This window comes from Halobacillus sp. ABH2_015 (genome assembly GCF_056158945.1).
This window is the reverse complement of the sequence record NZ_JBSWUG010000002.1, coordinates 61,825-87,250: the sequence shown is the minus strand read 5'-3', so window position 1 is coordinate 87,250 and position 25,426 is coordinate 61,825. Positions and strand designations below refer to the sequence as shown.

General features: G+C 48.6%; 30 protein-coding genes. 12 read left to right on the top strand and 18 right to left on the bottom strand.

Translation table 11 applies throughout. The features are described 5' to 3' along the window. Positions 1–163 precede the first annotated feature (163 nt). The 3 genes from ACXAD6_RS00510 to ACXAD6_RS00500 all read left to right on the top strand — a co-directional run bounded on the left by ACXAD6_RS00510 (position 164) and on the right by ACXAD6_RS00500 (position 3,995). The gene (locus tag ACXAD6_RS00510; RefSeq protein ID WP_474967174.1) at positions 164–1,174 is read left to right on the top strand and encodes an LLM class flavin-dependent oxidoreductase; all 1,011 of its coding nucleotides are present in this window, start codon (positions 164–166) and stop codon (positions 1,172–1,174) included. Positions 1,175–1,314: 140 nt separating this feature from the next. Next, positions 1,315–2,262 carry a BMP family lipoprotein gene (locus ACXAD6_RS00505; protein ID WP_474967173.1) on the top strand — a complete coding sequence of 316 codons (948 nt, stop codon included), beginning with the start codon at positions 1,315–1,317 and terminating at the stop codon, positions 2,260–2,262. Between the two features lie 17 nt (positions 2,263–2,279). Next, positions 2,280–3,995, top strand: coding sequence for a methyl-accepting chemotaxis protein (locus ACXAD6_RS00500; RefSeq protein WP_474967172.1), 1,716 nt, complete (start codon positions 2,280–2,282; stop codon positions 3,993–3,995). 12 nt (positions 3,996–4,007) lie between these two features. Here the strand turns inward: ACXAD6_RS00500 and ACXAD6_RS00495 are convergent, their stop codons facing one another. Together ACXAD6_RS00495 and ACXAD6_RS00490 are read right to left on the bottom strand one after the other, a co-directional pair. Further along, positions 4,008–4,265: a DUF2164 domain-containing protein gene (locus ACXAD6_RS00495; RefSeq protein WP_474967171.1), complete on the bottom strand. Its 258-nt coding sequence runs from the start codon at positions 4,263–4,265 to the stop codon at positions 4,008–4,010. A gap of 22 nt (positions 4,266–4,287) precedes the next feature. Then, positions 4,288–4,875 (bottom strand): class I SAM-dependent methyltransferase, encoded by a 588-nt coding sequence (locus ACXAD6_RS00490; protein WP_474967170.1) that lies wholly within the window; start codon positions 4,873–4,875, stop codon positions 4,288–4,290. A gap of 161 nt (positions 4,876–5,036) precedes the next feature. Between ACXAD6_RS00490 and ACXAD6_RS00485 the strand changes: the two genes are divergently transcribed. From ACXAD6_RS00485 to ACXAD6_RS00465, 5 genes are read left to right on the top strand one after another with little or no spacing between them, the layout of a single operon-like run. Next, complete coding sequence (locus tag ACXAD6_RS00485) at positions 5,037–6,263, top strand: ABC transporter substrate-binding protein (protein ID WP_474967169.1); 1,227 nt, start codon at positions 5,037–5,039, stop codon at positions 6,261–6,263. Continuing rightward, a complete protein-coding gene (locus ACXAD6_RS00480) occupies positions 6,244–7,104 on the top strand; it encodes an ABC transporter permease (protein ID WP_474967168.1) in 861 nt (286 codons plus the stop codon). The genes ACXAD6_RS00485 and ACXAD6_RS00480 overlap by 20 nt, the downstream gene beginning before the upstream one ends. Next, positions 7,101–7,901, top strand: coding sequence for an ABC transporter permease (locus tag ACXAD6_RS00475; protein ID WP_474967167.1), 801 nt, complete (start codon positions 7,101–7,103; stop codon positions 7,899–7,901). Before ACXAD6_RS00480 ends, ACXAD6_RS00475 begins: the two co-directional genes overlap by 4 nt. After that, entirely contained in the window at positions 7,898–8,869 is a 972-nt protein-coding gene (locus ACXAD6_RS00470) for an ABC transporter ATP-binding protein (RefSeq protein ID WP_474967166.1), read from the top strand. Before ACXAD6_RS00475 ends, ACXAD6_RS00470 begins: the two co-directional genes overlap by 4 nt. After that, a complete protein-coding gene (locus ACXAD6_RS00465) occupies positions 8,862–9,506 on the top strand; it encodes a TVP38/TMEM64 family protein (RefSeq protein ID WP_474967165.1) in 645 nt (214 codons plus the stop codon). The genes ACXAD6_RS00470 and ACXAD6_RS00465 overlap by 8 nt, the downstream gene beginning before the upstream one ends. Before the next feature lie 54 nt (positions 9,507–9,560). Here the strand turns inward: ACXAD6_RS00465 and ACXAD6_RS00460 are convergent, their stop codons facing one another. The 4 genes from ACXAD6_RS00460 to ACXAD6_RS00445 form a co-directional block, all read right to left on the bottom strand. Further along, on the bottom strand, positions 9,561–10,643 hold the full coding sequence (locus ACXAD6_RS00460; RefSeq protein WP_474967164.1) for an FAD-dependent oxidoreductase: 1,083 nt from the start codon (positions 10,641–10,643) through the stop codon (positions 9,561–9,563). A gap of 58 nt (positions 10,644–10,701) precedes the next feature. Then, positions 10,702–11,019: a thioredoxin family protein gene (locus ACXAD6_RS00455; RefSeq protein ID WP_474967163.1), complete on the bottom strand. Its 318-nt coding sequence runs from the start codon at positions 11,017–11,019 to the stop codon at positions 10,702–10,704. Between the two features lie 81 nt (positions 11,020–11,100). Then, the gene (locus ACXAD6_RS00450; protein ID WP_474967162.1) at positions 11,101–11,919 is read right to left on the bottom strand and encodes a DUF368 domain-containing protein; all 819 of its coding nucleotides are present in this window, start codon (positions 11,917–11,919) and stop codon (positions 11,101–11,103) included. Positions 11,920–12,042: 123 nt separating this feature from the next. Then, entirely contained in the window at positions 12,043–13,560 is a 1,518-nt protein-coding gene (locus ACXAD6_RS00445) for a glycine betaine uptake BCCT transporter (RefSeq protein ID WP_474967161.1), read from the bottom strand. A 344-nt stretch (positions 13,561–13,904) separates the two neighbouring features. On the opposite strand from ACXAD6_RS00445, the gene ACXAD6_RS00440 reads away from it, so the two are divergent. Then, positions 13,905–14,456: a GNAT family N-acetyltransferase gene (locus ACXAD6_RS00440; RefSeq protein WP_474967160.1), complete on the top strand. Its 552-nt coding sequence runs from the start codon at positions 13,905–13,907 to the stop codon at positions 14,454–14,456. A gap of 102 nt (positions 14,457–14,558) precedes the next feature. Next, a complete protein-coding gene (locus ACXAD6_RS00435; RefSeq protein ID WP_474967159.1) occupies positions 14,559–16,091 on the top strand; it encodes a BCCT family transporter in 1,533 nt (510 codons plus the stop codon). A gap of 44 nt (positions 16,092–16,135) precedes the next feature. Here the strand turns inward: ACXAD6_RS00435 and ACXAD6_RS00430 are convergent, their stop codons facing one another. The 6 genes from ACXAD6_RS00430 to ACXAD6_RS00405 all read right to left on the bottom strand — a co-directional run bounded on the left by ACXAD6_RS00430 (position 16,136) and on the right by ACXAD6_RS00405 (position 19,285). Then, positions 16,136–16,285 carry a hypothetical protein gene (locus ACXAD6_RS00430; protein ID WP_474967158.1) on the bottom strand — a complete coding sequence of 50 codons (150 nt, stop codon included), beginning with the start codon at positions 16,283–16,285 and terminating at the stop codon, positions 16,136–16,138. A gap of 12 nt (positions 16,286–16,297) precedes the next feature. Next, complete coding sequence (locus ACXAD6_RS00425) at positions 16,298–17,323, bottom strand: AimR family lysis-lysogeny pheromone receptor (protein WP_474967157.1); 1,026 nt, start codon at positions 17,321–17,323, stop codon at positions 16,298–16,300. 108 nt (positions 17,324–17,431) lie between these two features. After that, positions 17,432–18,043: a metal-dependent hydrolase gene (locus ACXAD6_RS00420; RefSeq protein ID WP_474967156.1), complete on the bottom strand. Its 612-nt coding sequence runs from the start codon at positions 18,041–18,043 to the stop codon at positions 17,432–17,434. A 69-nt stretch (positions 18,044–18,112) separates the two neighbouring features. Further along, the gene (locus ACXAD6_RS00415; protein ID WP_027956825.1) at positions 18,113–18,397 is read right to left on the bottom strand and encodes an iron-sulfur cluster assembly accessory protein; all 285 of its coding nucleotides are present in this window, start codon (positions 18,395–18,397) and stop codon (positions 18,113–18,115) included. A 118-nt stretch (positions 18,398–18,515) separates the two neighbouring features. Further along, positions 18,516–18,932 carry an organic hydroperoxide resistance protein gene (locus tag ACXAD6_RS00410; protein ID WP_027956826.1) on the bottom strand — a complete coding sequence of 139 codons (417 nt, stop codon included), beginning with the start codon at positions 18,930–18,932 and terminating at the stop codon, positions 18,516–18,518. A gap of 71 nt (positions 18,933–19,003) precedes the next feature. Continuing rightward, on the bottom strand, positions 19,004–19,285 hold the full coding sequence (locus ACXAD6_RS00405) for a YkvA family protein (RefSeq protein ID WP_474967155.1): 282 nt from the start codon (positions 19,283–19,285) through the stop codon (positions 19,004–19,006). A 186-nt stretch (positions 19,286–19,471) separates the two neighbouring features. Between ACXAD6_RS00405 and ACXAD6_RS00400 the strand changes: the two genes are divergently transcribed. After that, entirely contained in the window at positions 19,472–20,023 is a 552-nt protein-coding gene (locus tag ACXAD6_RS00400) for an NADPH-dependent FMN reductase (RefSeq protein WP_027956828.1), read from the top strand. 215 nt (positions 20,024–20,238) lie between these two features. Here the strand turns inward: ACXAD6_RS00400 and ACXAD6_RS00395 are convergent, their stop codons facing one another. Continuing rightward, positions 20,239–20,880 (bottom strand): lytic transglycosylase domain-containing protein, encoded by a 642-nt coding sequence (locus tag ACXAD6_RS00395; RefSeq protein ID WP_474967154.1) that lies wholly within the window; start codon positions 20,878–20,880, stop codon positions 20,239–20,241. A 524-nt stretch (positions 20,881–21,404) separates the two neighbouring features. Here ACXAD6_RS00395 and ACXAD6_RS00390 point away from each other — a divergent pair. Beyond that, a complete protein-coding gene (locus ACXAD6_RS00390) occupies positions 21,405–21,596 on the top strand; it encodes a hypothetical protein (RefSeq protein WP_027956831.1) in 192 nt (63 codons plus the stop codon). A 31-nt stretch (positions 21,597–21,627) separates the two neighbouring features. Here ACXAD6_RS00390 and ACXAD6_RS00385 read toward each other — a convergent pair whose 3' ends face one another. From ACXAD6_RS00385 to ACXAD6_RS00365, 5 genes are all read right to left on the bottom strand, one after another. Next, positions 21,628–22,056 carry a YueI family protein gene (locus ACXAD6_RS00385; RefSeq protein WP_474967153.1) on the bottom strand — a complete coding sequence of 143 codons (429 nt, stop codon included), beginning with the start codon at positions 22,054–22,056 and terminating at the stop codon, positions 21,628–21,630. Positions 22,057–22,150: 94 nt separating this feature from the next. Next, positions 22,151–23,038: a diacylglycerol/lipid kinase family protein gene (locus ACXAD6_RS00380; RefSeq protein ID WP_474967152.1), complete on the bottom strand. Its 888-nt coding sequence runs from the start codon at positions 23,036–23,038 to the stop codon at positions 22,151–22,153. Positions 23,039–23,064: 26 nt separating this feature from the next. Then, on the bottom strand, positions 23,065–23,547 hold the full coding sequence (locus tag ACXAD6_RS00375) for a GNAT family N-acetyltransferase (RefSeq protein WP_474970329.1): 483 nt from the start codon (positions 23,545–23,547) through the stop codon (positions 23,065–23,067). 20 nt (positions 23,548–23,567) lie between these two features. Further along, positions 23,568–23,843: a GNAT family N-acetyltransferase gene (locus tag ACXAD6_RS00370; RefSeq protein ID WP_474967151.1), complete on the bottom strand. Its 276-nt coding sequence runs from the start codon at positions 23,841–23,843 to the stop codon at positions 23,568–23,570. A 98-nt stretch (positions 23,844–23,941) separates the two neighbouring features. After that, complete coding sequence (locus ACXAD6_RS00365; RefSeq protein ID WP_474967150.1) at positions 23,942–25,384, bottom strand: carbon starvation CstA family protein; 1,443 nt, start codon at positions 25,382–25,384, stop codon at positions 23,942–23,944. Positions 25,385–25,426 lie beyond the last annotated feature (42 nt).

Here is a 25,426-nt window from a genome sequence, read left to right as displayed (position 1 = left end):
CTTGTAGAAAACCCCCGTGTTTTTTACTGCTTCAAGGAACCGGTCAAGACGCTTTGGCAGCCGGTCCATATCCCACACATTCCAAGCCATATGTATTGCATCTTTTACGTGTCCATGGGACGATAAAAGATAAATAAACCGTTGACTTTAAAGGGGGCCCACAATGAAATTAAGTGTATTGGATCAGTCCCCTGTTTTAGCTGGGACAGACCCACAGGAAGCATTAAGACAAACAACCGAATTAGCAAAATGGACCGACCAGCTCGGGTATCACAGGTTCTGGGTATCCGAACATCACAGCACCGGCAGCCTTGCGGGGTCTTCACCGGAAATCCTCGCCGCTCACCTGGCTGCTCATACAGACACCATACGAATCGGCAGCGGAGGCGTGCTTCTGCCGCATTACAGCCCGTTTAAAGTAGCTGAATCCTTCCGTGTTCTTGAGACCCTTCATCCGGACCGGATTGATCTGGGGGTCGGCCGGGCACCCGGAGGCCTGCCGAACATCAACCTTGCCTTGAATAAAGGGAACGTCCCCAATGTGGAAGGCTATCCTGCACAGGTTGAAGAACTGATCGCTTATCTGCATGGGCACGACCCGCACGGAATGGGGATACAGGCGACACCGACAGGCGAAACTGCACCACCGGTATGGATGCTCGGTTCCAGCGGGACGAGCGCGCGGGTGGCCGGAGAGCTGGGAGCTTCGTATTCCTTTGCCCACTTCATTAATGGCCGGGGCGGCACAAGAGCGATGGAGCGTTATTTCAACCATTTCACCCCTTCGCTGCAGCAGACCGAACCGGACGCCAATGTTTCTGTTTTCGTCGTATGTGCAGAAACGGATCAGCGCGCCGAGTATTTAGCATCAAGCCTGGATCTTGCCCTTCTTCAAATTGAAAAAGGCGGAAGGCGCACCCACTTCCCTACACCGGAAGAAGCTCTTTCCCACTCCTACACGGTCTTTGAAGAGGAGCGCATCGCCGATAACCGTAAAAGGATGATTGTCGGATCGATCGAGCGGGTGAAGGAAGAAATTGAGGAACTGGCTTCCCTTTACCAGGTAGATGAAATCATCGTCAATACGATTGTCACTCCATTTGAGGAGCGGCTGAAATCCTACGAACTGCTGGCCGGCGCTTTTGAACTGTCCACGTCCACCACTATGACCTGAGGTCGTAGTGGTTTTTTTTATGCTTTTCTCCAATTCCTATTGATTTCCACTCTGCATGTGCCGATGTATATAGTTGTCAGACATCTCTTTCATAACGAAGGAAATGATGTCAGCGGATTTTATACAGAGGAGTGAAATAGTTGAAGCGTTCGACCTTATTTATCGTCCTATTTCTGTTTAGTTTTCTTATATCCGGCTGCAGCAGTGGTTCTGCTGAAGGAACGGAGGAGTCTGGAATCAGTGCAGGTCTGCTTGTCACTGAAAGCGGTCTCGGAGATGATTCTTTCAGTGACTCCGCTTTTCAAGGCCTTGAGCAGGCCCGCGATGAGTTGAATATAACGTTTGATTACCGTGAACCTTTTGACCAGAATTATGAAGCTCATGCCCGCGATCTGATTGAACAGGGGCACGATGTCATTATCGGTCTCGGGTATAACTCACAGCCGGCTGTCGATCAGCTGGCCGCCGAATTCCCTGACCAGGATTTCGTTTTGATTGATGCCGTTTCTGATCAGCCCAATGTATCATCCATCACTTTTAAGGAAGATGAAGGAAGCTACCTGATCGGTTTCATTGCCGGCATGAAATCCAAAAGTGGTGTCGTAGGATTCATTGGAGGAGAAAACATTCCTGTCGTAAACCGGTTTGAAGAGGGATTCACAAAAGGAGTTCTGGAAGCCGCTCCCGACGCCGAAATATTGGTCAGCTATGCGGATACCTTTGATGATGACCACAAAGGCGCTTCTCTTGCGGCGGAGATGATCGATCAGGACGCCGATTATATTTTTCCAGCTGCCGGCTTTACAGGTATTGGTGTTCTGAAGGAAGCTGAAAAACAGGACATCTACGCTTTCGGAGTGGATAGTGATCAATTTTATACGGCGGAAGAATCCGTCGTGACATCCATGCTTAAAAACGTCAATGTCGCCTTATATGGTGTGATGGAACAGTTGTCTGAAGGAGAAAAGCTGGACGGCAGCGCCCGTACACTTGGGCTTGAGGAAAACGGTGTGGGTCTTGCCCCCATCCGCCTGATCGATTTAAACGATCAGGAAGAGAAAACGCTCCAAAAAGCTATGGGGCAGTAAAACGAGGAGGAAAACAAATGAGTATCAGCCGCAGACTATTTGTCATGACTTTGCTGCCTCTGGTGTTGTGTATTATTTTAATCGGTGTGATTGTGTTTCAAATGATCGGATTGCAGCGCTCTACGAATGAAGATATTCAGGTGCTCCTTGATGGTAAGGAGCTTCACGGACAGCTCGTTCGTGTAGAACAGGCCTTGACGACATATGGCTACAACCCTTCCGAAGCTTCCAAGCAGGAAGCCTTCACCCAGGTGGAGCAGACGAGGCAGCTGTTTCAGACGGTGGAGCCGCTCATTGTCACCGATACACAGCGGCAGTGGTTTGACCAGGCCCAGGCGAAATTCAACGATTGGGAGAGCCTGGCCACGGAAGCATTGAATACCGATGACACGAATGAGATTCAGCGGCAGGCATCACGGACAGCCGGGTTAATCAATGATGTGTACATGCTTCAGCGGGAATCACAGGCATGGTATGAAAACAAAATGGAGACACAGCAAAAGACGATCGGTCAGTTGATTCTGTTCACCATCATTGCGGCCGTTATCTTAATTATCGGCACCTTGTACTCCACCTTCCGCCTGACCGCACATATCGCCCGCCCCGTCCGCCAGCTGGCCGCCCAGGCTGCTGATGTGGCCGGAGGGAACTTGACAGTGAACATCGAAGACGATCCGAAGAAAAACGATGAAATCGGACAACTGACCCAATCCTTCCGTGTCATGGTGGAGAATCTTCAGGAAACGGTTCAGTCCGTAGACGAAATCGGACAGAGCGTCAAAACGTTCAGTTCCAGGTTGAATCAGGAAATGAACGGCCTTTCGGAAATATCCAGCCAGGTGGCTCATTCAACGGATGAACTGGCTCAGGGGAGCCAGTCGATCTCCAACGACGTTCAGGATGCCGCTGTATTGATGGAGGATCTGGACGACCGCTTTGCGAAGAACCGTCATGACGGACAAGAATCCAGGGAAATCAGTACACAAGCCCTTCATTCTGTTGAGGAAGGACAGAACAGTCTGATGAATCAGCGGACCTTGATGGATCAAAATACGGCTTCTTTAGCAAAAGTCGAAACATCGGTGCACCAATTCATCCAATACACTGATCAAATTGAATCGACCGTACACCTTGTGAACGATATCGCCAGCCAGACCAACCTGCTTGCCTTGAATGCAGCCATTGAAGCTGCACGTGCAGGAGAGCATGGAAAAGGATTTGCCGTTGTCGCAGAGGAAGTGCGCAAATTGGCCGATCAATCCACCGCTGCAACAGCAGACATCTCCGATATGGTGTCACAAATCCGGAGCGGCGTGGATACGATCCGCCGGGAAATGACAGAAACTGTCCAGGTGACAGAGCAGCAGAACACGTCTGTGTCTGCATCAAAAGCCGCCTTTGACCAGATCAGTACGTATGTCCATACGATCGACCAGCACCTCGAAGCCCTCGTACAGGGACTCGATCAGTCCCGTCACCAGAGCACAGATGTTCATGCGGCTTTTGAAAACGTAAGCAGTGTCATCCAGCAGACCGCAGCAGGAACCGAGGAAATCTCGGCTTCTACGGTGGAGCAGCAGTCCGCCTTCCAGCAGCTGCTATTGGAAAGTGAACAGCTGGAAACGATGATCGGCCAATTGAATGAACAAATCCAGCAGTTTCAATGGCAGAAGGAACCGGAAACGACTCCCCCACCTGCCGATGAGGAAATCATCACCGCTTCAGCTTCCTGAAGCGGTGTTTTTTTACCGCCGCTTCGGACGCCCGGCAGGACGCTCAAGGGAGCGCAGGTCTTCATCTACATTCATGACCTTCTGTTCCACCATCTGTCGGGCATCCTCCACTCCTTTGTTATAAAAGAAAGGCCCCATTTCCTCTGCCATCTGATGAACCCATTGATCGGCCGCCAAATCGCCAATGACCTCCCCACGTTCAAGCTCAAACCACTCTTTAATACGTTCAGCCATGTATTCCTGTTGTTCTTTTTTCAACTTCACAACCATCCCCCCTTTTCCCTCTATCCTATCACACCATCCCGGTGACACAGACCGCTTTATTCGGCTTCTCAGGACGGATATGGATGCAGACGTCCCGGAACCCTGCCTGCACCAGCATCGCCTTCATCTGGCCTCCGAGGATATGTGTGGTATCATCTCCCGCCCCCTCTTCGTGAGGACGGAGCGTTAAGGCTATTCTTCCGTTTTGGTTCATGTTTGTATACAAATGGGCGAGTATCTCTTCCGGATCTTCCCAGAAGGTGACATTGTTAACGGCATAGACTTTATCCATCGCACGGTGGAAATGGACCAGGTCTTCAGCCTGCCCGTGAATGACACCCACCTGCGCAGCATTATTGAAGCTCCGCCATTTATGCAGCACCGTTTCGACCATCACCTCGGATGGATCCAAGGCGTAAAGGTGGAGTCCCTGGATTCTGGATGCCTGCTCTAACGCTTCTCCTGCTCCACATCCGATTTCAAGAACTTCCTCTTCTTTCTGCAGATCCAGAAACGATAGTGTCCACGCGTTCAGCTTTTCATTTTCTTTTTCCATAAAACGTCCGGCAAGCTTCCCCATCCAGCCGGACGGCCTTGCGAAATGTTGATACAGCATCGGTTCCCTCTCCTTCCTTTCCCGCTTCTTGTACCCGTCTTCAAGAACAGGTATGCCTATTGGTGAAAAGGGTTTAGTTTCCTTCCCGGGCGTTTGTTTGTATGATAGATGACAGAGACCTGTACTTATTTTTTTATAAAATGATCCTAAGGGGGAAAATCATGAAAAAGTGGAGCATTCTTATGCTGCTGATCACACTAGTACTGGCTGCCTGCAGTGGCGGCGGGTCCCAGGAAGAAGCATGGAAGGATATGTCCTGGGAAACCATTGAAGAAGAGGCCGACGGCACGGAGGTGCGTCTCTATATGTGGGGCGGCGATGAAGGGATCAACCGCTACATTGATGAATGGGCGGCTCCCCGCCTGAAAGAAGCACACAACATAACTCTGGAGCGTGTTCCTATGGATGCGGCGGAAATACTCCAAAAACTTCAGACAGAGAAACAGGCCGGAAAACAAGACGGCCCGATCGATGTGATCTGGATCAATGGGGAGAACTTTAAAAATGCCAAAGAAAACGAACTGCTGGCAGGATCGTTTACAGACAAGCTGCCTGCTTTCAATGAATATTACGACACAGATGATCCAGCTTTCCAGACCGATTTCGGAACATCTGTAGAAGGCATGGAAGCCCCGTGGGGCAAAGTCCAGTTCGTCTTTCACTATGACGCCGACCGGATCAGTGAGCCTCCTTCCTCTTTTGAGGAACTGCAGAACTGGATTCATGACAATCCAGGAAAGTTCACTTATCCGCGAGCGGAGGACTTTTCCGGGAATGCTTTCTTACGCCACGTCTTATATGCCAAGGCGGAAGAGCCATCAGATATTTATGAGAATCCCTTGAATGAAGCTGATATTCAGCCGGCGGCGGATCGCACATGGGCTTATCTCAAGGATATTCAGCCGGATTTATGGCGTTCCGGTGATCACTACCCGAATGACTTAACAGAGCTGGATCGTTTATATAGTCAAGGAGAAGTCTTGATGACGATGGGCTACAATGAGTCCCGTGCGGAATCCTTGGTCGCTGATGGGGTGTTCCCGGAATCCACCCGTTCGTTCGTCCTGGAACCAGGTTCTATTGGAAATACACACTTTTTGAGCATTCCCTTCAATAGTTCCAATCCGCCCGGAGCGCTGGCTGCCATTAACTTCCTGCTTTCACCGGAAGCCCAGCTGGCCAAATTCAAGCCGGATTACTGGGGGGAAAACACCACGATCAGCATAGATCAACTACCCGAAGATATGAAACAGCAATTTGAAGCGGTGGATAGAGGAGACAGCGTTCTTTCCACAGAAAAGCTGGAGGAAAGCTTTCTTCCTGAATCAGAAGCCGCCTACGTCGAATGGATGAAAGAGCAGTGGTTTGATGAAGTCGTTCAACCTTAAACATTCTCTCCTTTTCCTGCCGGCTGTCCTGTTTATGCTCCTTCCTCTTTACGGGCTCCTGACAGCTGTCTTGAACAGCTTTGGCCGGCACAGAGGATGGACACTGGACTATTACCGGCAGATCTTTGAATCCAACCGTTTTGTCACGTCTCTTGTTTTCAGCCTGCAGACAGCCTTGATCGCCACCCTGTTGTCCATTCTTATCGGGATCGCTTTCACACGCAGTTTTTATCCCATCCTGGAAAAAATGGCACCAAGGGTGAGTGTATGGATTCCGATGCTGTTCCCGCACTTTGTCTGGGGCTACATGGTCATTCTCCTTCTTTCAGAAACCGGAGTGGCCGCTCAGCTGTTCACGGCTGCCGGATGGATTTCTGACCCGCAGCAATTTCCGATACTCACAAGGGACCCGAACGGAATCGGCATCATCTTAACCTATGTATGGAAAGAGGTTCCCCTTGTCATCTTGATGCTGCTGCCGGTCTATGCCTCGATCCGGCCGGAATACTATGCACTCATCGATACACTTGGGGGGTCGGTTTGGAACAGAATCACAGCGGTTGAACTGCCTCACCTGCTTCCGGTTCTGATGGAGACAAGCCTGATCATTTTCTCATTCACCTTATCGGCTTATGAAGTACCTGCTCTGTTGGGAACCACGTTTCCGGAGATGGTCTCCGTACTCAGCTATGACTGGTTTTACGGAAGCTCCTGGCAGAAACGTCCACTGGCGTTTGCCGCTATGGTCAGCATCAGCCTCGTCCTGCTGGTTCTGTCCTTTATCGGATACGGGTACTTAAGCAAAGCCAGATGGAGAGCTATGAGAGGAAGTCGTTCATGAAGCAGAATTCACGTTTATTTTTAGTGCTTACGCTCCTGTTTTTCCTTATACCGCTCCTCATACTGGCCGCTCAGAGCTTCAGTGCGCCGTGGCGGTTTCAAACAGGCGCCGGACTGGACTGGGAGCTTCGCAGCTATGAACAGCTGCTGCAGAACCCGATGCTCTGGAAAGCTACATTCACATCGATATGGATTGGATTCATCGTCCTGCTCCTGAATGTATTGATCGGTGTGTCCACCGGCAAAGCGCTCGCCACCGTCCCATTGAAAGGAAAACCCTGGGTGGAGGCTTTACTGCTGTCACCGATTCTTATCCCGGTCCTTGCGATCGCCATGGGGCTCCACATCTTTATGATCCGTGCCGGATTGGCGGATACAGCACTTGGTGTCATCATCATCCACCTTGTACCGACCGTCCCTTACAGCATTAAAGTATTTCACAACAGTTACCAGCAGATTGGACGGGCGATGCTTGAGCAGCCTCACATCCTCGGTGCCGGATTTTTCAGGCAGCTGTTCACGGTTGAGCTGCCTCTCTTGAAACCGGCGCTTCGAAGTGTCACTTTTTTAACCATTGTCATCAGTCTGAGCCAGTACGCAATCACAGCCGTTATTGGCGGAGGACGTGTGCTGACGCTGCCTCTCGTATTCTTTCCATTCCTGGAAAATGCGGATGCTTCCGTCATGTCTGCGTTTTCCCTCTGGTTTGCTGTCATACCCGTTGGGATGTATTTCCTGGTGGAAGCTGTCATCCTTCTGCTTCCCTACTCTCGCCTGCCTTGGAGGAATAAAAGATGAGCCCGACTACATTAGAAGTGAAGCAATTGAAAAAAAGCTTTCAAGAAGACCTGATTTTGAACGGTCTTTCCTTTCAATTAAAGAAAGGGGAAATCCTCAGCGTTGTCGGTCCTTCTGGAAGCGGAAAAACAACGCTTCTTCGTGTCCTTGCCGGCCTCGAAACCCCTACACACGGGTCCCTCTGGATGAACGGTAAGGACATTACAGCTACAAAAGCCAACCGGCGGGATATCAGTCTCGTATTCCAGCAGCCGCTTCTGTTTCCCCATATGACAGTAGAAGAAAATATTGTCTATGGAGCGAAAGTATCTAAGAAATATGACAAACAGAAAGTAGAGAGACTGCTTGAAGCGATTGGAATGAGCCGGTATAGAAATTATTTCCCTTCGGAAATCTCCGGCGGTCAGCAGCAGCGGACAGCGCTTGCCCGCGCCATGGCGACTGAACCGGAAGTGATACTTTTTGATGAACCGTTCAGCAGCCTGGATCCATCGCTTAGGCAGGACCTGCGCTACTGGGTCAGAGATTTCCTCGTGGAACAGAAAACGACAGCCTTGTTCGTCACTCATGATATGGAAGAAGCTATGATCATGGGAGACCAGATTGCCGTCTTTCAGGATGGAGAGTTTCAACAGATTGGAGAAGCATCTGTCCTTCATCATCATCCTGCCAATCAAAAAGTCGCTTCCTTCATGGGCGGCCACCTGATCCTGAATGAAAACGAATTTGTCCCACTGGGGGACATACAGCTTTCCCCGGGCTATGAAGACGGAGAGACACGCACCTTCCAAGGGCGGATGGAGCACCTGACCTACCAGCACGGACGTCCAGTGGCTCATATCAACGTTCCCGCCCTGGGCTCCAGAGTGGCGTTACCCGTTCAACAGGTTACAGCGGATACAGAAGAAGTCACTCTGCACATCCCGAATTCCCGCATTCAACGATTTGAGGTGAACCATCATGAATAAAAAAACTCTGCTCCGTTCGCTTTTGTTCCTGACGATTTTCATTGCGGCGGCCTGGTTTGCCCGAAGCCGGTTTAACGTCGATCCACAAAACATCCGTGCCTACATCCTGTCGTTCGGCAGTATCGGCCCGCTCATTTTTATGGGATTGTATGCCATCGGCCCCATTGTCGTCTTTCCAACCTCCGTGCTTTCCTTGGCAGCAGCCTTTGCCTACGGCCTGTGGCCGGGTATGCTGTACATTGTCATCGGAGCGACCGGGGCAGGAATCACCGGATGGGTGATGGGGCGCTTCTTCGGGGATTCCGTGTTGAAGTTCCATCAGTCCAAGTGGGCTTCTTCCATCTATGAGCGTATGAAAGGACAAGGATTTTTATATGTATTTGTCCTCAGGCTCATCCCGCTTGTCGGATTTGATATCCTCAGTTATTTATCAGGGATGACGCGGGTGAAACTGCCATCCTTTATCCTGGCCACAGTCCTCGGCATGCTGCCCGGCACATTCGCCTACAGTCTTGTCGGTACCAGTCTTGCCAGCGGGGACAGGACATTGATTTTCGCCGCGCTGAGCGTTTTTGCCCTTATTCTAGTAACGACATACCTTTTCCGGAATAAAGTACGTTCCTGGTTGAAGATTTAACCATAAGAAAAGCCTTTGAACCATCCCTCCTCGGCATACGGTTCAAAGGCTTTTTTATTTGTATTTCGCCATAAATTCACGATCGATCTTCTGCTTCAACTGCCATGCTTTGTGATTATGTGCATGCACAAGTCCATAAATCAAAAAACCTTTCCGATCTCCAGTGGAAAGAATATACAAAGCTTTCTTTTGAGGCACGAAGGCTTCCAACGGCTCGTGATGGAAGAAATTCTTTACGTTTTCCCATAAAACCGGTCCCTGGCGTACGGCATAAACGCCGCTTTTCGGGAGGTCAGGGTCGGTTTCCAGCGTGACACAATCTCCCGCCCCGAACAAATAGTCATAGTTCTTGAACTGCAGTGTTCGTGACACAAAAGCAAAACCACGATCATCCACATCCAGCCCTGCCCGCGTAAATATGGCATCCCCGACAGCTCCGCCCAGCCAGAGGACACCGGTGTGACGGATCTTGTTCCCTCTGCTCGTCTCAATGCTGGAATCCGTGACGGCTTCCACCTCTTCATTTTCCCACACCCGGACACCTTTTTTCTTCAGGATATGCTTCATCCGCGCCCGGACCCATTTAGGAGTATCCGGCAGAAGAGGTCCTGAAGTAACGAGACGTACCTGCCCCGGCCGCTGATGCATATTTTTATAAGACTGGATGGAAAGGGCCAGTTCCGTTCCGGCCGCTCCCCCTCCGACAATCAAAGGCTGAGGGGTTTCCCGTAAATCCTTCATGCGTTCAGTGAAAAGGTAGTTCGGTTTAATGGACTGGGCGGCCGTATGCTCGACGGACTCCGGCAGGCTGCGTGAGCCGATATCAAAACTGGCGGCATCAAAAGGGTACACGCTCCCATCATGGCAGATGATCTTCTTTTGTTCCGGTCTGATCATCACAGCTGTCTTCTGAATCAGCTGCACTCGAGCTCTTTTCGTGAGTGGACGAAGGTCGACTCTCGTGTCTTCTTCTGTATAGATCCCTTCGGTAAAGCCGGAAAACATACCGGAATAATATTGATAGGGGGATGGTGTGATGAGGCACACATCCACATCAGGCAGGCCGTGTTCAGCCATCTGCTTGAGCACTTCCAAATGCGCATGACCGGCGCCGACAAGCAGCAATCGTTTGGACATCCTTCCACCTCCTTATAAAAAACGCCCACATGGAACCAGCCATGTGGACGCTCACCCATTATAGGCTTGCCTGTAGGAATTCCTGCACTTCTTCCGGCGTTTTAGCATCCGCACTGTGCAGATGAGCGGTCTTTTGACCATTTTGGAAAACCAACAGACTAGGAATGCCCATAACTTCGTACTTTTCAGCCAGTTCAGGAAGCTGGTCACGGTTCACATCGTACCAGTGGTAACCATTATATTCCTCGATAATCCCACCGATAAACATGTCCATGCGGCGGCAGTCCGGACACCAGTCCGCCTGGAATTTCACGATGACCGGCTGTTCACTGGCAATTGTTTCGTTAAATTGATCCACGCTTTGAATAGATTCCATTCCTATCAATCTCCTTTAAGCAAGCTCTACCCTCATGATAATCAAATCACGCTCATTTGTCTTACTTTCCGCTCACGGCTGCTAGTCCTTGTATTCCACACGACCGAGCAGCCAGGCAGCAAGCAGTCCTGCAAGGAAAGTGACGATACTGACGATGAGAAGTCCTGTCGATTCAGGAACCCCGGGAAAGATGACAAACACGGAACCGATCACAAGCCCGATAATGACAGCAAAGGTTCCGGACGTGTAATTTTCCAGGAAAAACTTCACGATTTTACTCATAGAAACCAAGCCAATCAGAATACCTAATCCGACCACGGCGATGATATCGATGCGGAAATCCGAAATGCCTGAAGTCACGGTTGTGTACACACCGATAATCAGAAGGATGAACGATCCACTGATGCCGGGAAGAATCATGGCACTGCTGGCAATCCATCCGGAAAAGAACAGCAGCAGGTATCCCGACAGTGTGATTTCCTCCATTGCCGTCGTTTCCGATGTCTGGAAGATGGCCATGGAAGCCACCACAGCGGCGCCCATCAACAGCAGAATATAGTGCTTCGCTTGAAATTTATTTTTCATGTCTGCTTTATGGGTCAAATAGGGAAGCACACCGATAATCAATCCAAGAAAGAAAAACTGCGTCGGACCCGGGTAATGTTCAAACAGCCATTCAATGACGCTGGCCAGCAGCGCGATGGAAGTGACGATCCCAATACCGAGCGGCAGCAGAAACTTCAAATGTTTTTTCCATTCCTTACTGAAAAATCCGTTGATGGCCTCAATCAAACGATCATAAATCCCCAGAACTACAGCAATCGTGCCTCCACTGACGCCGGGAACAACATCGCTGGCTCCCATGAGAAGACCACGGTAAATATTTCTCCATTCCCACATGTTTCTTTACTCCTTTTTCACAGGCAGATATTTTATAGTCATTCTTTAAGCTTCCATCATACCTTGTCTTGAAGAAAAATACAAAAAGCAAAAGGCCCGGTTTCCCGGACCTTTTTTCATGCATCAGGCAGATGTTTTTTCCTTCTCTCTCTTCCCTTTTTCAAGAGCGGCCTTATCAGCACGCAGTGCCTTGTAAAGGGAAACAACCATGAGAATCATGATGAAGGAAAACGGGAAGGCGGCAGAAATCAGAGCATTCTGGAGCGCCTGCAATCCTCCGGAATACAACAGCACAGCCGCCATGGAAGACTGGACGATCCCCCATGCGAACTTCACCATTGTCGGGGGAGTGAGCGACCCGTTCGTCGTCTGCATGCCCAGCACAAAGGTTGCAGAGTCTGCAGATGTAATAAAGAACGTTCCAATCAGTGTCATAGCAATAATAGAAAGAATCAAACCTAATGGATAGTTATCAAACATTCCAAACATCGCCTGTTCGGTAGCCAGTCCGGCCAGGTCGGCATCGCCTGACTGCTGCACTTTAATCGCCGAGGAACCGAAGGTGGAAAACCAAAGGAATCCGACAACAGACGGGACCAGAAGGACACCGGCCAAGAATTCCCGGATGGTACGTCCTTTGGAAACACGGGCAATAAAAATTCCGACAAACGGAGACCAGGCGATCCACCAGGCCCAGTAGAAGACGGTCCAGTCGTTGATCCATGCACGGTTTTCCTCATTATTCGGAGCCAGACGGAAACTCATCGTCGGCAGATTCTGCAAGTACGCCCCGATCGTATCCGTAAACATGTTCATAATGAAGAGCGTCGGCCCGACAATCAGCATAATGACAAGAAGAGCCAGCGCAAGGAACATGTTCGTATTACTTAAGTATTTAATCCCTTTGCTCAACCCTGTATAGGCTGACATCATGAACAGAACGGTAACAATCCCGATAATGATCAGCTGCACTCCAAAGGAATCCTCAATGGGAGTCAGGTAGGTCAGGCCGCCATTAATCTGAGCGGCACCGAAACCAAGGGTTGTCGCTACACCTACAATAGTGGCGAAGACGGCAATGATGTCGACCACCTTGCCGAGCGGCCCCTTCATTTTATCTCCAAATATCGGCTCGAGTGTGGAGCTGATCAAAGCGGGAGCTCCGCGTCTGAATTTAAAATACGCAAGAACCAAGGCGACGATCGCATAAATGCCCCACGCATGCACGCCCCAGTGGAAATAGACAAAACGCATGGATTCATTCAACGCCGCTGCTGTACCGGTTTCCGCTGTGGGTGCATTGTTTGCGTAGAAAAATATCGGTTCCGCAGCCCCCCAGAAGACAAGACCGATCCCCATGCCTGCACTGAAAAGCATGGCAAACCAAGTAGCATAATTATAATCCGGGGTATCGCTTTCCTTTCCGAGCTTCATTTTACCGTACGGGCTGAATATCATATAAAGACAAAAAACGACGAATCCTGTAACGATTAATAAGTAATACCATCCAAAGTGAACAGAGATGTAAGACTGGATTTCACCTGTAATGGATTCCAGACTTCCCGGGGCCCATGCCCCCCAGATGACGGAAAATAATGCGATGGCCAGTGTAACCCAGAATACCGAGGTAACTTTTTGCATAATTTGCTCCTTTCTTCCTAAATAATGGTCATAGAGGATATGAAATGCGGGGAAAAAGTTGGGTCCTGCATAATTATCGAATACCCAAACCTAGAAAAATTAAACAATTGTCGTCATTTCCTGCATAAAAAAACAGCCCTTAAGATGAATAAGGACTCCTCGGATCAAAGTGTACCAGATTTTCCCGTAAACTCAAAAAAACGTCAAAAGCCGACAAATCCATACGTTCCAGGTCAACCTTCAAAGTTGGATTCTTGAGGAACTATGCACATGTGAGCCCTTATGACTACCCTTATTTTTCCATAAATCATCTGCTACAATGAACAAAAATAAGGAGGTGGATGATGTTAAAAGGACAGTTAGTCGAACTGCGTCCAGTCGGAAGACATGACTTGGACCATTTATACAGATGGGCGAATGACGAACAGCTGGCCGACCTGGGTCACGGCAGCTCTTCCGCCTATCAAAACAACAACCCGAAGGAAGATATCGAAGCGTTTTACGAAAAAAACCTGACCCATCAGGCGTTATGGGAAAAAGGCCGTGTCTTTATTGTGTACACCATCGGCACGAACGTTCCGATTGGAAAATGCGATTACAGAGAACTAAACCCGGTCACACGTGCAGCGGAGGTGGGGATCAGCATCGGCGAGCGTGCCTACTGGGGACAGGGCTATGGACAGGATGTCTTATCCACCCTTTTAAAGCACCTGTTCTATACGTTGAACCTCGAGCGTGTGCAGATGGATACGTGGAGCGGCAACACCCAGGCCCTGCGGCTTTATGAGAAAGCGGGCTTCGTCGAAGAAGGACGTTTGAGGAAGAATGAATTCGTCCAGGGCTCTTATTATGATACGGTCCTTCTCGGTATGCTTAGAAATGAATTTGAAGCATAAAGAGAGACAAAGGTTTCCCAAGGAAAATGTAGGGAATTATATACACAACACCTCAGACCCCGCCCCTTTTTTCTCACGTCATTCTTATGAAAGGAGACGACGATGAAAGATCACCTGAAAAACCCTGTATTCCTCATTTCCGCTTCTGTCATTCTCGTTCTTGTCGTAATTGGAGCGGTCAACCCGGAAGGTTTTGGTGCTGTAGCCGGAACCTTATTCGAATTCACAACCATCAATTTTGGCTGGTTTTACTTAATTTCTGTATTCGGCTTCGTCATTTTCCTTGTTGGACTTGGCTTAAGCAAATACGGAAAAATTAAAATCGGTCCGCCCGATTCCAAGCCGGAATTCCCATTCTTTACTTGGATCGGCATGCTTTTTTCCGCCGGTTTTGGTGTAGGCCTCGTTTTCTGGGGCGTTGCTGAACCGATGAGCCATTTCTTTGAAACACCGTTTTCTGAAATGGAAGCTCAGACAGAGGAAGCGGCGCGTGTCGCAATGGGCTACTCCTTCTTCCACTGGGGAGTCAACCAATGGTCCGTATTCACTATCGTCGGGCTGCTGATTGCTTTCCTGCAGTTCCGTAAAGAAAAAGACGGTTTGGTATCTACAGCCCTTGAACCTGTTCTCGGGAAGTCAAAGCCTGTCAAATACACCATCGACTCCCTTGCCGTGATTGCTACAGTCATGGGCATAGCGACTTCCCTCGGACTCGGCATCCTGCAGATGAATGGAGGATTGAATGCCGTCTTCGGCGTACCTAATAACACCACGATACAGCTTGTCATCACAGGCGTGCTTTTGATCTTATACTTAACCTCCTCCAGTACAGGGCTTGATAAAGGAATCAAGTGGCTCAGTAATTTGAATCTCGGCCTCTGTCTGCTGCTGCTTTTGTTCGTTTTCATTGCCGGTCCTACGGTTTTCATTTTAAACAGCTTCACCCTTGGTCTCGGAGATTATATTACGAACTTTGTGACCTACAGCCTGCGTCTCACCCCTTATGAGGGAGGAACATGGCTGAGAGAGTGGACGATCTTCTACTGGGCTTGGGTCATTGCCTGGTCCCCCTTCGTCGGTGCCTTTGTAGCCCGTGTTTCGCGTGGGAGAACGATCCGGGAATTCATCTTCGGTGTTCTCGTTGTCCCTCCACTCATTGCCTGTTTGTGGATTGCAACCTTCGGAGGAACCGCTTTAAACAGCGATCTGAATAATGGAACACAAATTGCACAGGCCGTCAGCAATGACGTCACCGTGGCTCTTTTTGAAACCTATGAGTTTCTTCCGCTGACCGGAATCCTGTCGCTGCTGTCCATCTTCCTGATTGCTACGTTTCTAATAACATCGGCAGACTCAGCAACCTACATCCTTGCCAGCATGACGACGAACGGCAGTCTCACTCCTGCCCTTTTCATTAAGATTGTCTGGGGAGTACTGATGGCGGCCATCGCTGGTGTTCTATTGGTAGCTGGAGGTCTCGATGCGCTGCAGACAGCCTCTCTCGTATCGGCCCTGCCGTTCACGGTGATTATTATTCTCTTTATCTACGCCTTCCTGAAGATCATACGAAAGGAACCGCTCCCGCAGCGGAAGTATGATTCCAACGAAGACAACAGTCATAAAAAGAATGCATAGATCAAAAAAACAGCTGCCCTGCAAAGGACAGCTGTTTTTCTTATTCAACCGATTCCTGGATCACCAGGATCATACATCACTTCTGCGTTTCCAGCTCTGCTGTCCTGAATTTCATTCATAAGGGCGGACGAGGATGAAAAAAGAGAAAACATGAGAACGAAACCAACCATTGACGTTTGAAATGCTTTTTTCATTTTCAAAGCCTCCTAACAGGTTTTTAAACGTTTCATATACTCCAACGGGACACGGGCGAAAAAGTGATCGCCCCTTTCCTTAATAAAGCGCGTATAGGAACGATAAAGCATGTCCATATCCTCGTTCACATAACCGAGGTAGCTTTCCTGAAAAGGCGTAGGGGATGGAAGGGATTCCAATGCCTGACGGGCCTTTTCCAAGCGGCCTTCCGCCAGATCCAGGTGAGCCTGTTCCACGACATCCGTCGTTGATACGCCGGCTGTACGATGATGAAAGGCGGAAATGAACGGGATGGTGTGAACACGGATCATATCCGCAAAAGAAGATAATTCGTACTGATCAGCAATCGCCAGTGCTTTCGTCAGTGGATCCATAGCCGAATCGTAGCCGTTGAACAGCTGACAAAGAGCAAGAATGAAATACATACGGCTTTTCCGGCGCGGCGAAAGCTCCGTATTGATCATTTTGTAGGCGTGCCGGCTGGCTAGAATCGGGTTGTCTGTTTTCCAATAATGGTGAAATAAAAGCTCCTGATACCGCTGATTGAGATAGTAGTACATCAATGGCTCATCCACGCTGGCCAAAGCACGGTCACAATCGTCGATGTATTTGTCCAGGGCTGTAAAAACTTTCAGATCATAATAAGCATAAATCATGAGAAAGAGATGAAGGCAGTGCAGGGAAGGATGACTGCATTGATACTGCTGCAGCAGGGTCAACTGCTCCCTTGACACGGGGGTTTCCACGCGTTGGAGCAGAAGATTGTAAAGCGGAAGGACTTCCTGATGTATGTAAGGAGAATGGAGCACGACAGCTAAGTCCTCGAAGAAATCATTCATATAAAAGAATTCAAGGCAGGCCAGCTGATCATCGATGTGAGTCGGAAAATCACCAAGAATAACATCTCTTGTACGAAGCAGCGCTTCTTTTTGAGAGTGGATTTTAAGATTTTCCAGGTAAATCATGTACAACGAGGATGTATGCCGCATATGCAGGCTGGCCAACGGTCTCGGCTCTATTAATTGGTGATCCTTCATCAGTCCAAGGACTCCTCTCCTATATCTATTACCATTTTATTGAAAATTCTGCCATTTGTCTATATAAAGTTGAAGCACTGTTCAATCTTTAACCATCGATGATGCAGATTAAAAAATGGTTGAGGTAAGGAACCAGACGTTCCATAGAACAAGACTGTAGACAATCATTTTCTCACTGGGCGATCCCGTACGGAATGTAAGGAGGAACTGCTGATGCTTCTTAGAAAACGGATAAAAAAGCGGAATGCCTTTTTTCGTCAAGTAGTCACCGAACAAGTGAGAAATGACGCCGACCACCAGCCCGGCAGCAAGAACACGTGGAACTTGGAAGGCCTGTTCAAGAATTGCACTGTAGACAATCAACAGACCTACAAACAACAGGGAGTGTGTCATTTTTCTGTGCCCACGGATCATAATAAGAACCGGAAGGAGCATCATGACAAAAATCTTCAATTCGTCTCGATATGTATTCAAATAGGATGGGAAAAACAAGTAACACAAAAATGCGAGTGTAAAAATCGTCAGTAAGCCGCGCCAGAATTTCTGTCCGAACGTAGAGGTCGGCGTATCAATGTCTGGAAGCAGCGAACCAATTAAAACAAAAACTAAAAATAAAACCATTTGAAACGGCCGCTCGGAAACAACTTCAAAAGCAGGAATCAACGTCAACGCGCCTACCCCGAAGGTGAAGCCGACAACCTGGTGTCCTGGTGCCATCATGGAGTATGCCGCTCCCCTTTCTTCTTTTTCAAACTAAAAAAATAAACCCACACTAAAGTGGGCTTTCGGTTAACAGTCTTTCTCAGGAAGACCGGTCATTTGAAACTTCGGCCCTTCCATCGTCTGTTTTCCTTCTATAGTCAACGGTTCAATTAAATGAGCAATTCTCTGGTCAACGGCGACCGGAATCGAATTGATATAATGCAGTTCGTCGTCGGCTTCAGGTTCGCCGAGTGTCATACCGATATCAGGCTCACCGCAGCCATATCCGGCAAAAAACAACCGGAGGCCCGGTGCCTCTTCCTCTTCTAATATCTGCTGCAGTAAGTCGCGCGCTTCATCGGTGATTTGCACAGCTCTTCACCCCTTCCATTATAAAATACCACACGCCTGATGGAAATAGAAATCATCCGCCTAAACGCCCATAAAAAAATCCCGGGGGAAAACCCCGGGATTTTTTCCTTCTTATCGATTATACCGCCTGAGCATTGATCTCTACATCAATGTTGCCGCGTGTAGCTTTGGAATAAGGGCATACTTTATGAGCTTCTTCTGCAAGCTCTTCCGCTTCTTCCTGAGATACACCTTTAATTTTTACATTAAGGACAACACCGACTTTAAAGCCATTGTCTGCTTCATCTTTCATGAGACTTACGTCAGCAGTGATTTCAGAATCGATATCCTTTTTCTGATTGCTTGCCACGAGGTTCAGGGCACCATCATAGCAGGCAGAATATCCTGCAGCAAACAGCTGTTCAGGGTTTGAACCTTTTTCTGAACCTTCACCCGGCATGGTCAGGTTCAGATCAATAAGACCGTCGTCAGATTTTACGTGTCCATTACGTCCACCTTGGGCTGTTGCGTGCGCTGTAAACATAACTTTACTCATCATTATCACTCCTTGACTAGTATAGAGACTCCATCCATTACATACCTCATCTTTCCTGATGGTAAACCTTTCTATTCCTTGTACACCCGAAATTCGTCCTGCAGCGATTCTGGTGCCATCTTCACCATCCACTGGAGAATGTACGTAAAAACAGCCAGATCATCGACAATGCCAAAGAAAACGAGCACATCCGGAATCAGGTCCCATGGAAAAACAAGATAAGCGGCCAGAAGAAGAACGGAAATCCATTTCTTTTTCATACTTACCTGCCTGGACTGAAAAAAGCGGATGATAAACGGGACAGACTTCCGCACATTAAAAAGAAACTTGATTCTTCTCCAGAAACGTATCATTCCTCATCCCTCCCCTTTTATTCATTCCCTGTTTGAGCGCTGGTACAGCCACTGCTTTCCATTGCTTTCACTGTGCGTATACTTTACCATAAAAAGGAGAACAACCCGGAATCACAGAGAGAGAATAGCCCAGACAACACCATTGGCATATACTATAAACAAAGACCAAAAGGGGAGAAGGATGTCATGAAGATCTTGCTGCTCAACGGAACAATTGTCGGAAAAAAAACACGGACCCTGCTAAATGAAATAGATAAATACATTCAACTGCTGCCAGATGATCACGAAACGAAAATCATCGACCTGGAAAATTACGAACTTCAATTCGTCGACGGACGTCCGGCCGAGGAATACAACCAGGATATGCAGCGCCTGATCCAGGAAATTGAGGAAGCCGATGCCTATGTGATCGCGACCCCTATTTTCCAGGGCTCCATTCCAGGAACATTGAAAAACGTATTTGATGCCGTATCACCACTGGCTATGCGCTATAAACCCGTCACCATCATCGCCAACGGCGGAACACTTCAGCACCACCTGGTTATCGAAAATCAACTGAAACCCATTCTGAACTACTTCCGCTGCATGGTCACACCGAACTACGTCTATACCCATACCAATCATTTCTCCACCGACGGCGAGCTCATCGACGAAGACGTCCGCAGCCGCCTCAAAGAAATGACCATCGTCTTCAACCAATACCTGCAAATGAGCCGCCATTTAGAACCCGATAAGTAAAATAGGGTGTGGAGAGGAGCGGGGAGGCCTGACACGTATAAGCCGGGCATTGCAGTGAAGGGAACTTTCTTCACGAAAATGAACGGCTTATATCGCGAAGGACTGCTCCTCGGAACCGGATTACAAAAAAAAGAAATGCGGAGGCGCCCTGATCAGCCCATGGAATATAAGCATCAATGAAAAAATCCCTGACAGTAACCTGTCAGGGATTTTTTTCATACGCGTCCGAGAACCTTGCTCACATAATTTTCTGTTTCGCGGAAAGGAGGAATACCTCCGTATTTATCAACATTTCCCGGCCCTGCATTATACGCGGCAAGAGCCAGGGACGGATCATCATTGTAGCGGTCAAGCATTTGTTTCAGATACTTGGTCCCTCCCATAATGTTCTGTTCCGGATCCAAAGGGTTCTCCACTCCCAGACCCCTTGCTGTCGCGGGCATCAACTGCATAAGTCCCTGGGCTCCGGCATGACTCACAACATCTGCATCAAAATTGGATTCAGTCTGAATGACAGAACGAATCAGACTTTCATCCACCCCGTATTGGGAAGATGCCTTCAATATCCAATCATCCAGGCTTCCTGATTCTTTTGTTTGTCCAGCAGGAGCCGGCTGCTGCTTCGGTGCTGTTGTCACCGGAGAAGCCAAAGGTCGATCTGCCCCGTTTAAATAAAGGGACTCTGTATTCATCGACACGGGAGAAACCCCTGCCGCAAACGCCTGACTGACTGCCGCTTGAAACAAATCCTGAAAGGACAAACCCTGCAGATCCTGTCCACCATTCCCCTGCTGAGCGCTGCCCAAAAAAGAAAAGCTCTGCATCTGCATCATCCATTGAAGCTTGTTGACATCCATTGCTTCCACCTCGTCTCATTGATATGTAAAGTGTACAGGATGCGTCAACTTCCGACAATCACTTGTTGGATCATTTTTACAAGTTTCCAGACTTAGACAAAACTTGAGAAAAAACTTTCCTGAATCACTCATTTAAGTACCGTTTCACGCTCTCTTTTTCCCAAAGCAGAACCCACCGGAGCAGTGGTACAATAAAAGAAGCAAAAGAGTTTCCTCATCACCGTAAGTGGGATGGCGTGCAGGTTGTCCACGTCTTCAGCGATTGTTACATCGTAACTGTTCTTACATAGGTACACTCTTTTGTCTCTTACGTCGAATGACCCTATTATTTTTCCCCGCCAGGAAAAATAACCTGTAGATTTCATGGTACGTCTTCCCTCATCGAAAGACGAGCACCATCTCCCTTTTGTTTTCAAAAGGGAGTTTTTTTTTGTTTTTCATGAAGGACAAAATATTTTCCAAAAGATAAATATTGCCTGCCTGCTCCTCATATATTGAAAGTACAAAGGAGGTGGGAAACCATCATGGAATTCAACAACAATGCATTTTATTTCCTGGCTGCTCTGCTCGCTGGTTACGCCCTGTTCAGCTTAGGTGATACGGGTGGAAATTTCTTTGATCAGTTCTTGTACTATGCAGGCTACATTGCGATGATTCTGTTCTCATTTGTACTTATATTTACTGGCTTAGCACGGTTCCTCAAACAATATCAATAATAAAAAAAGGACTGCTCCCTGCAGTCCTTTTTCATATGCCGAACCATCGTTTCAGGAAGCTTTTCCGCTCGGGAGCTTCTTCCTTTACTGCGGGGGGATGATAATGAATCTCTTCTTTTTCCACAGCATAATCGAGCGTTAACACTGCCCCGTACTCCGTTTCGGTATCCTGGTTGGAGATGGTTGTATGATGAATGTTATGCTTTTCCGCTGTATCCTTTAACGGCGATAAAAAGCGGTAGCTGATCTCCCCGTTCAATAACAGCGTCGCGTCGGGGTTGCGGCTCATTTCCTTTTCCAGCTCCCCAAAACCTTCCTCCTGCATCACTTGTCCGTTTGTCAGCGCAAGGATAATCCGTTCCCGCAGCGTACCTAAAAATTGTCTGCGTTCACCCGGGTTGGTTTCTCTGCTTCCGTATATCCCTTCCTGCAGGTAATCCTCCAGATCCGGTTTTTTCATTTTTCCATCACCTCACCCTTCTATTATGAACGTTCAAACAACGGACATCCATTCAAAAAGCCCAGGAAAAAAGGACGGGTCCTGCGACACCGTCCTAAGGTACAGAGATTACTTCTATATGAGAAGGAAGAACATCAAGAACTACCGGAAGAGGATCTCCCTCCTCCCCATCCACATTGGTTTTCACCGTTTCCCCGGAAGAGATCTCCACCCGGCGGGATTTGAAATACTCAACCGAGGAATCTTCCTGCAATTCGCCTCTTAAAATGGATGTAACGATAGAGGCAAGGCGCATCATGTTCATACGCGGAAGAATGAAACAGTGCAGCATCCCGTCATCCACTTCTGCGTCAGGAGCCAGGCGCTCAAATCCACCTGTAGAATTTGTTAGAGCGGCCAGAAAAAGGAACGCGTCCCCTTCCCACGTTTTATGGTCATCGAACTGAATGGTCAGCGGACTTGTTCCGTCTGAAGAGAGCGTTTTGATTCCTTCCATCACATAGGCAAGCGGACCGAAACGCGTCTTCTGCTCCGGACTGACTTCATACGTCGCTTCTGCGAGAGCTCCGACAGCTGTAATATTCACAAAATACCGGTCGTTCACTTTACCTATATCCACTTTCCGGGAATGGTCATTACGCAGCAGCTGGACCGCTTCATCTGGATGAAGCGGTATATTCAAAGCTCTGGCGAAATCATTGACGGTCCCCAGTGGAATAACAGCCAGAAGAGGCCGGTGTTCCTGGTCGACCATGCCGTTAATGGTTTCATGAAGTGTTCCATCTCCTCCAAGAGAAACGACCAGATCATACGCTTCTTTACAGGCATTCCGGCAGTATTTGGTAGCATCCAATTCTTTTTCGGTCTGCACCTCTTTCACAGCATATCCCTTATCTTCAAGTATCTCCTGAATTTCAGCCACATACGTAAGGGCTTCCTCTTTACCAGAAGAAGGATTGACGATCAGCATTGCGCTTTTCATGATTCAGCCTCCCTGCAGCCGGGGCCTTATTCTTCCGAACCCCTGCCGAGTAAATGTTCAGGATATTGATACACCGTCCGCACAGGAATGAATCCGAACGATTGGAAGAACTCCTGTCCTCCATGTCCCGCTCCCTGCCATTCCACTTGGATGTCTTCGACGTCCTGCGCTTGCATCCAATCCAGTAAGGAGCGGCACAACTGTGTACCGATGCCTTCCCTGCGGTAAAATTCATCGACATACAGTTCTTCGATCCGTCCCTTTCTTTCCTCAGCGGCAATCGAATTGATTACAGCAAGTCCGTAGCCGATCAGCCGGCCTTCCACTTCGGCGGCGATCAGTTTCTGTTCCGGCGCGGCATTCGTAAACTGATCAGCAGCCCAGAATTTCCGCTCCCGGAGTACATCTCCTGAGAGTTGTCCTTCCTGTTCATCTTTCACGGCATGGAGAAAATCCACGGCATATCTTGTAAAGTGCATTAAATCCCTGTCCTCTACTTCCCTGATCACTGCCAAATCAAACGCCTCCTCTACTTCTTGCGAACCACCTGATATTCCGGGGTTTCTTCTATTACATTATGCGCAAAAGAGCACACAGGGTCGATCATTAATTTATGTTTTCTCGCATAATTCACAGCTTCATCTACGAGCTCCCTGCCAAGCCCTTGTTCACGCTCGGCCGGATCCACATGAGTGCTCAGAATGATCATTGTATCATCTTCCACATCAAAAACCAGTTCGGCGGCTGGATCCTGTTTTTCTCCCATATAAAGTCTTCCTTTTTCTTCATGAATCATTCGTTCCATGTTCAACTCCCCTTTCATATAAAAAGCATTCCCTCCTTCCGATAAGAAAAACATCCATGGAAGGCCCATGGATGTTAAGAAATATAAAGGAAGATGCTTCAGGCTGTCGGCTTCAAATCTTCTTCCAGCGGGATGTTCCGCTGCAGGCCGCGCTTGGCCGCTATAAAGAAAGCTGTTACAACCCCCACTGTAATGACCGCAGCCAGCCCATAAGCTACATTCAACGGAAGGCCGAATCCGATTGGCGCATTGATGATATACGTGAATGTAGCCATCGTCATGAATGCGGCCGGAACAGCGGCGATCCAATAGTTTTTTCGGGCGAGGAACAGATACATCGCACCCACCCACAGCGCAATGACAGCCGTGGATTGGTTCGCCCAGGAGAAGTATCTCCAAAGCAGAGTGAAGTCAATGCGTGTCAAAGCAAAAGAAATGACAAACAACGGCAGCGCAATCCAGATACGGCTGGTCAGCTTTTTCTGGGAGATGTTCAAGTAGTCGGCGATAATCATCCGGGCACTACGGAAAGCTGTGTCCCCCGAAGTGATCGGCAGAATAATGACACCAAGAACAGCAAGCGTCCCGCCAAACGCTCCAAGCATAGCAATCGATACTTCACTGACGACCGCAGCAGGGCCGCCACTGGCAAGGACTTCATTCAAGCCTCCGGATCCGCCGAACAGGCTCATTGCAGCAGCTGCCCAGATCATGGCAATAATCCCTTCCGCAATCATCATGCCGTAAAAAATGCGGCGTCCCTGCTTCTCTTTCTGAGTAGTTCTTGAAATAATCGGCGTCTGGGTGGCATGAAATCCGGACAACGCCCCACAGGATATCGTTAGAAATAACAGCGGGAAGATCGGTGCGTTGTCAGGGTGCATGTTCGTCATGGACAACTCTGGAATCGGTGCGCCTGTAGCTACAAGAGATACGCCGACTCCAATGGCACTGATTAATAACAACGCTCCGAAGACCGGATAGAAACGGCCGATTATTTTATCGATTGGAAGCATCGTAGCAAGTAGATAATAAACAAATATTGCTGCCAGAATAACAGGAAGGGACAGCCAGCTGTTCGTCATATTGTGCAGAAGATCAGCTGGAGCTGTTACAAACACAGTTCCGACGAGAACGAGAAGCAGGATAGCAAAGGCGTTTACTACATGCTTCATCACTTTTCCAAGAAACCTGCCCGCCAGTTCAGGCAGATGAGCCCCACGGTTTCGAATCGATATCATTCCAGTTAAATAATCATGCACAGCACCAGCGAAGATGCAGCCAAATACGATCCACAAAAACGCGACAGGACCATAAAGTGCCCCAAGAATAGGACCGAAAATCGGTCCGACTCCGGCAATGTTCAAAAGCTGGATCAACGAGTTCCGTTTTTCCCCCATCGGCAGATAATCCACGCCGTCCCCATGTGTATATGCAGGAGTCTCACGGCCCGTTTGAACTCCGAACTGCTTTTCTACATATTTCCCATAAGTAAAGTATCCGACGATTAAAAGTGCAATACTGACTAGAAATGTAATCATCAGCTGTTCTCCCCTCTTCTTTGTAATCGGTTGCATAAAGTT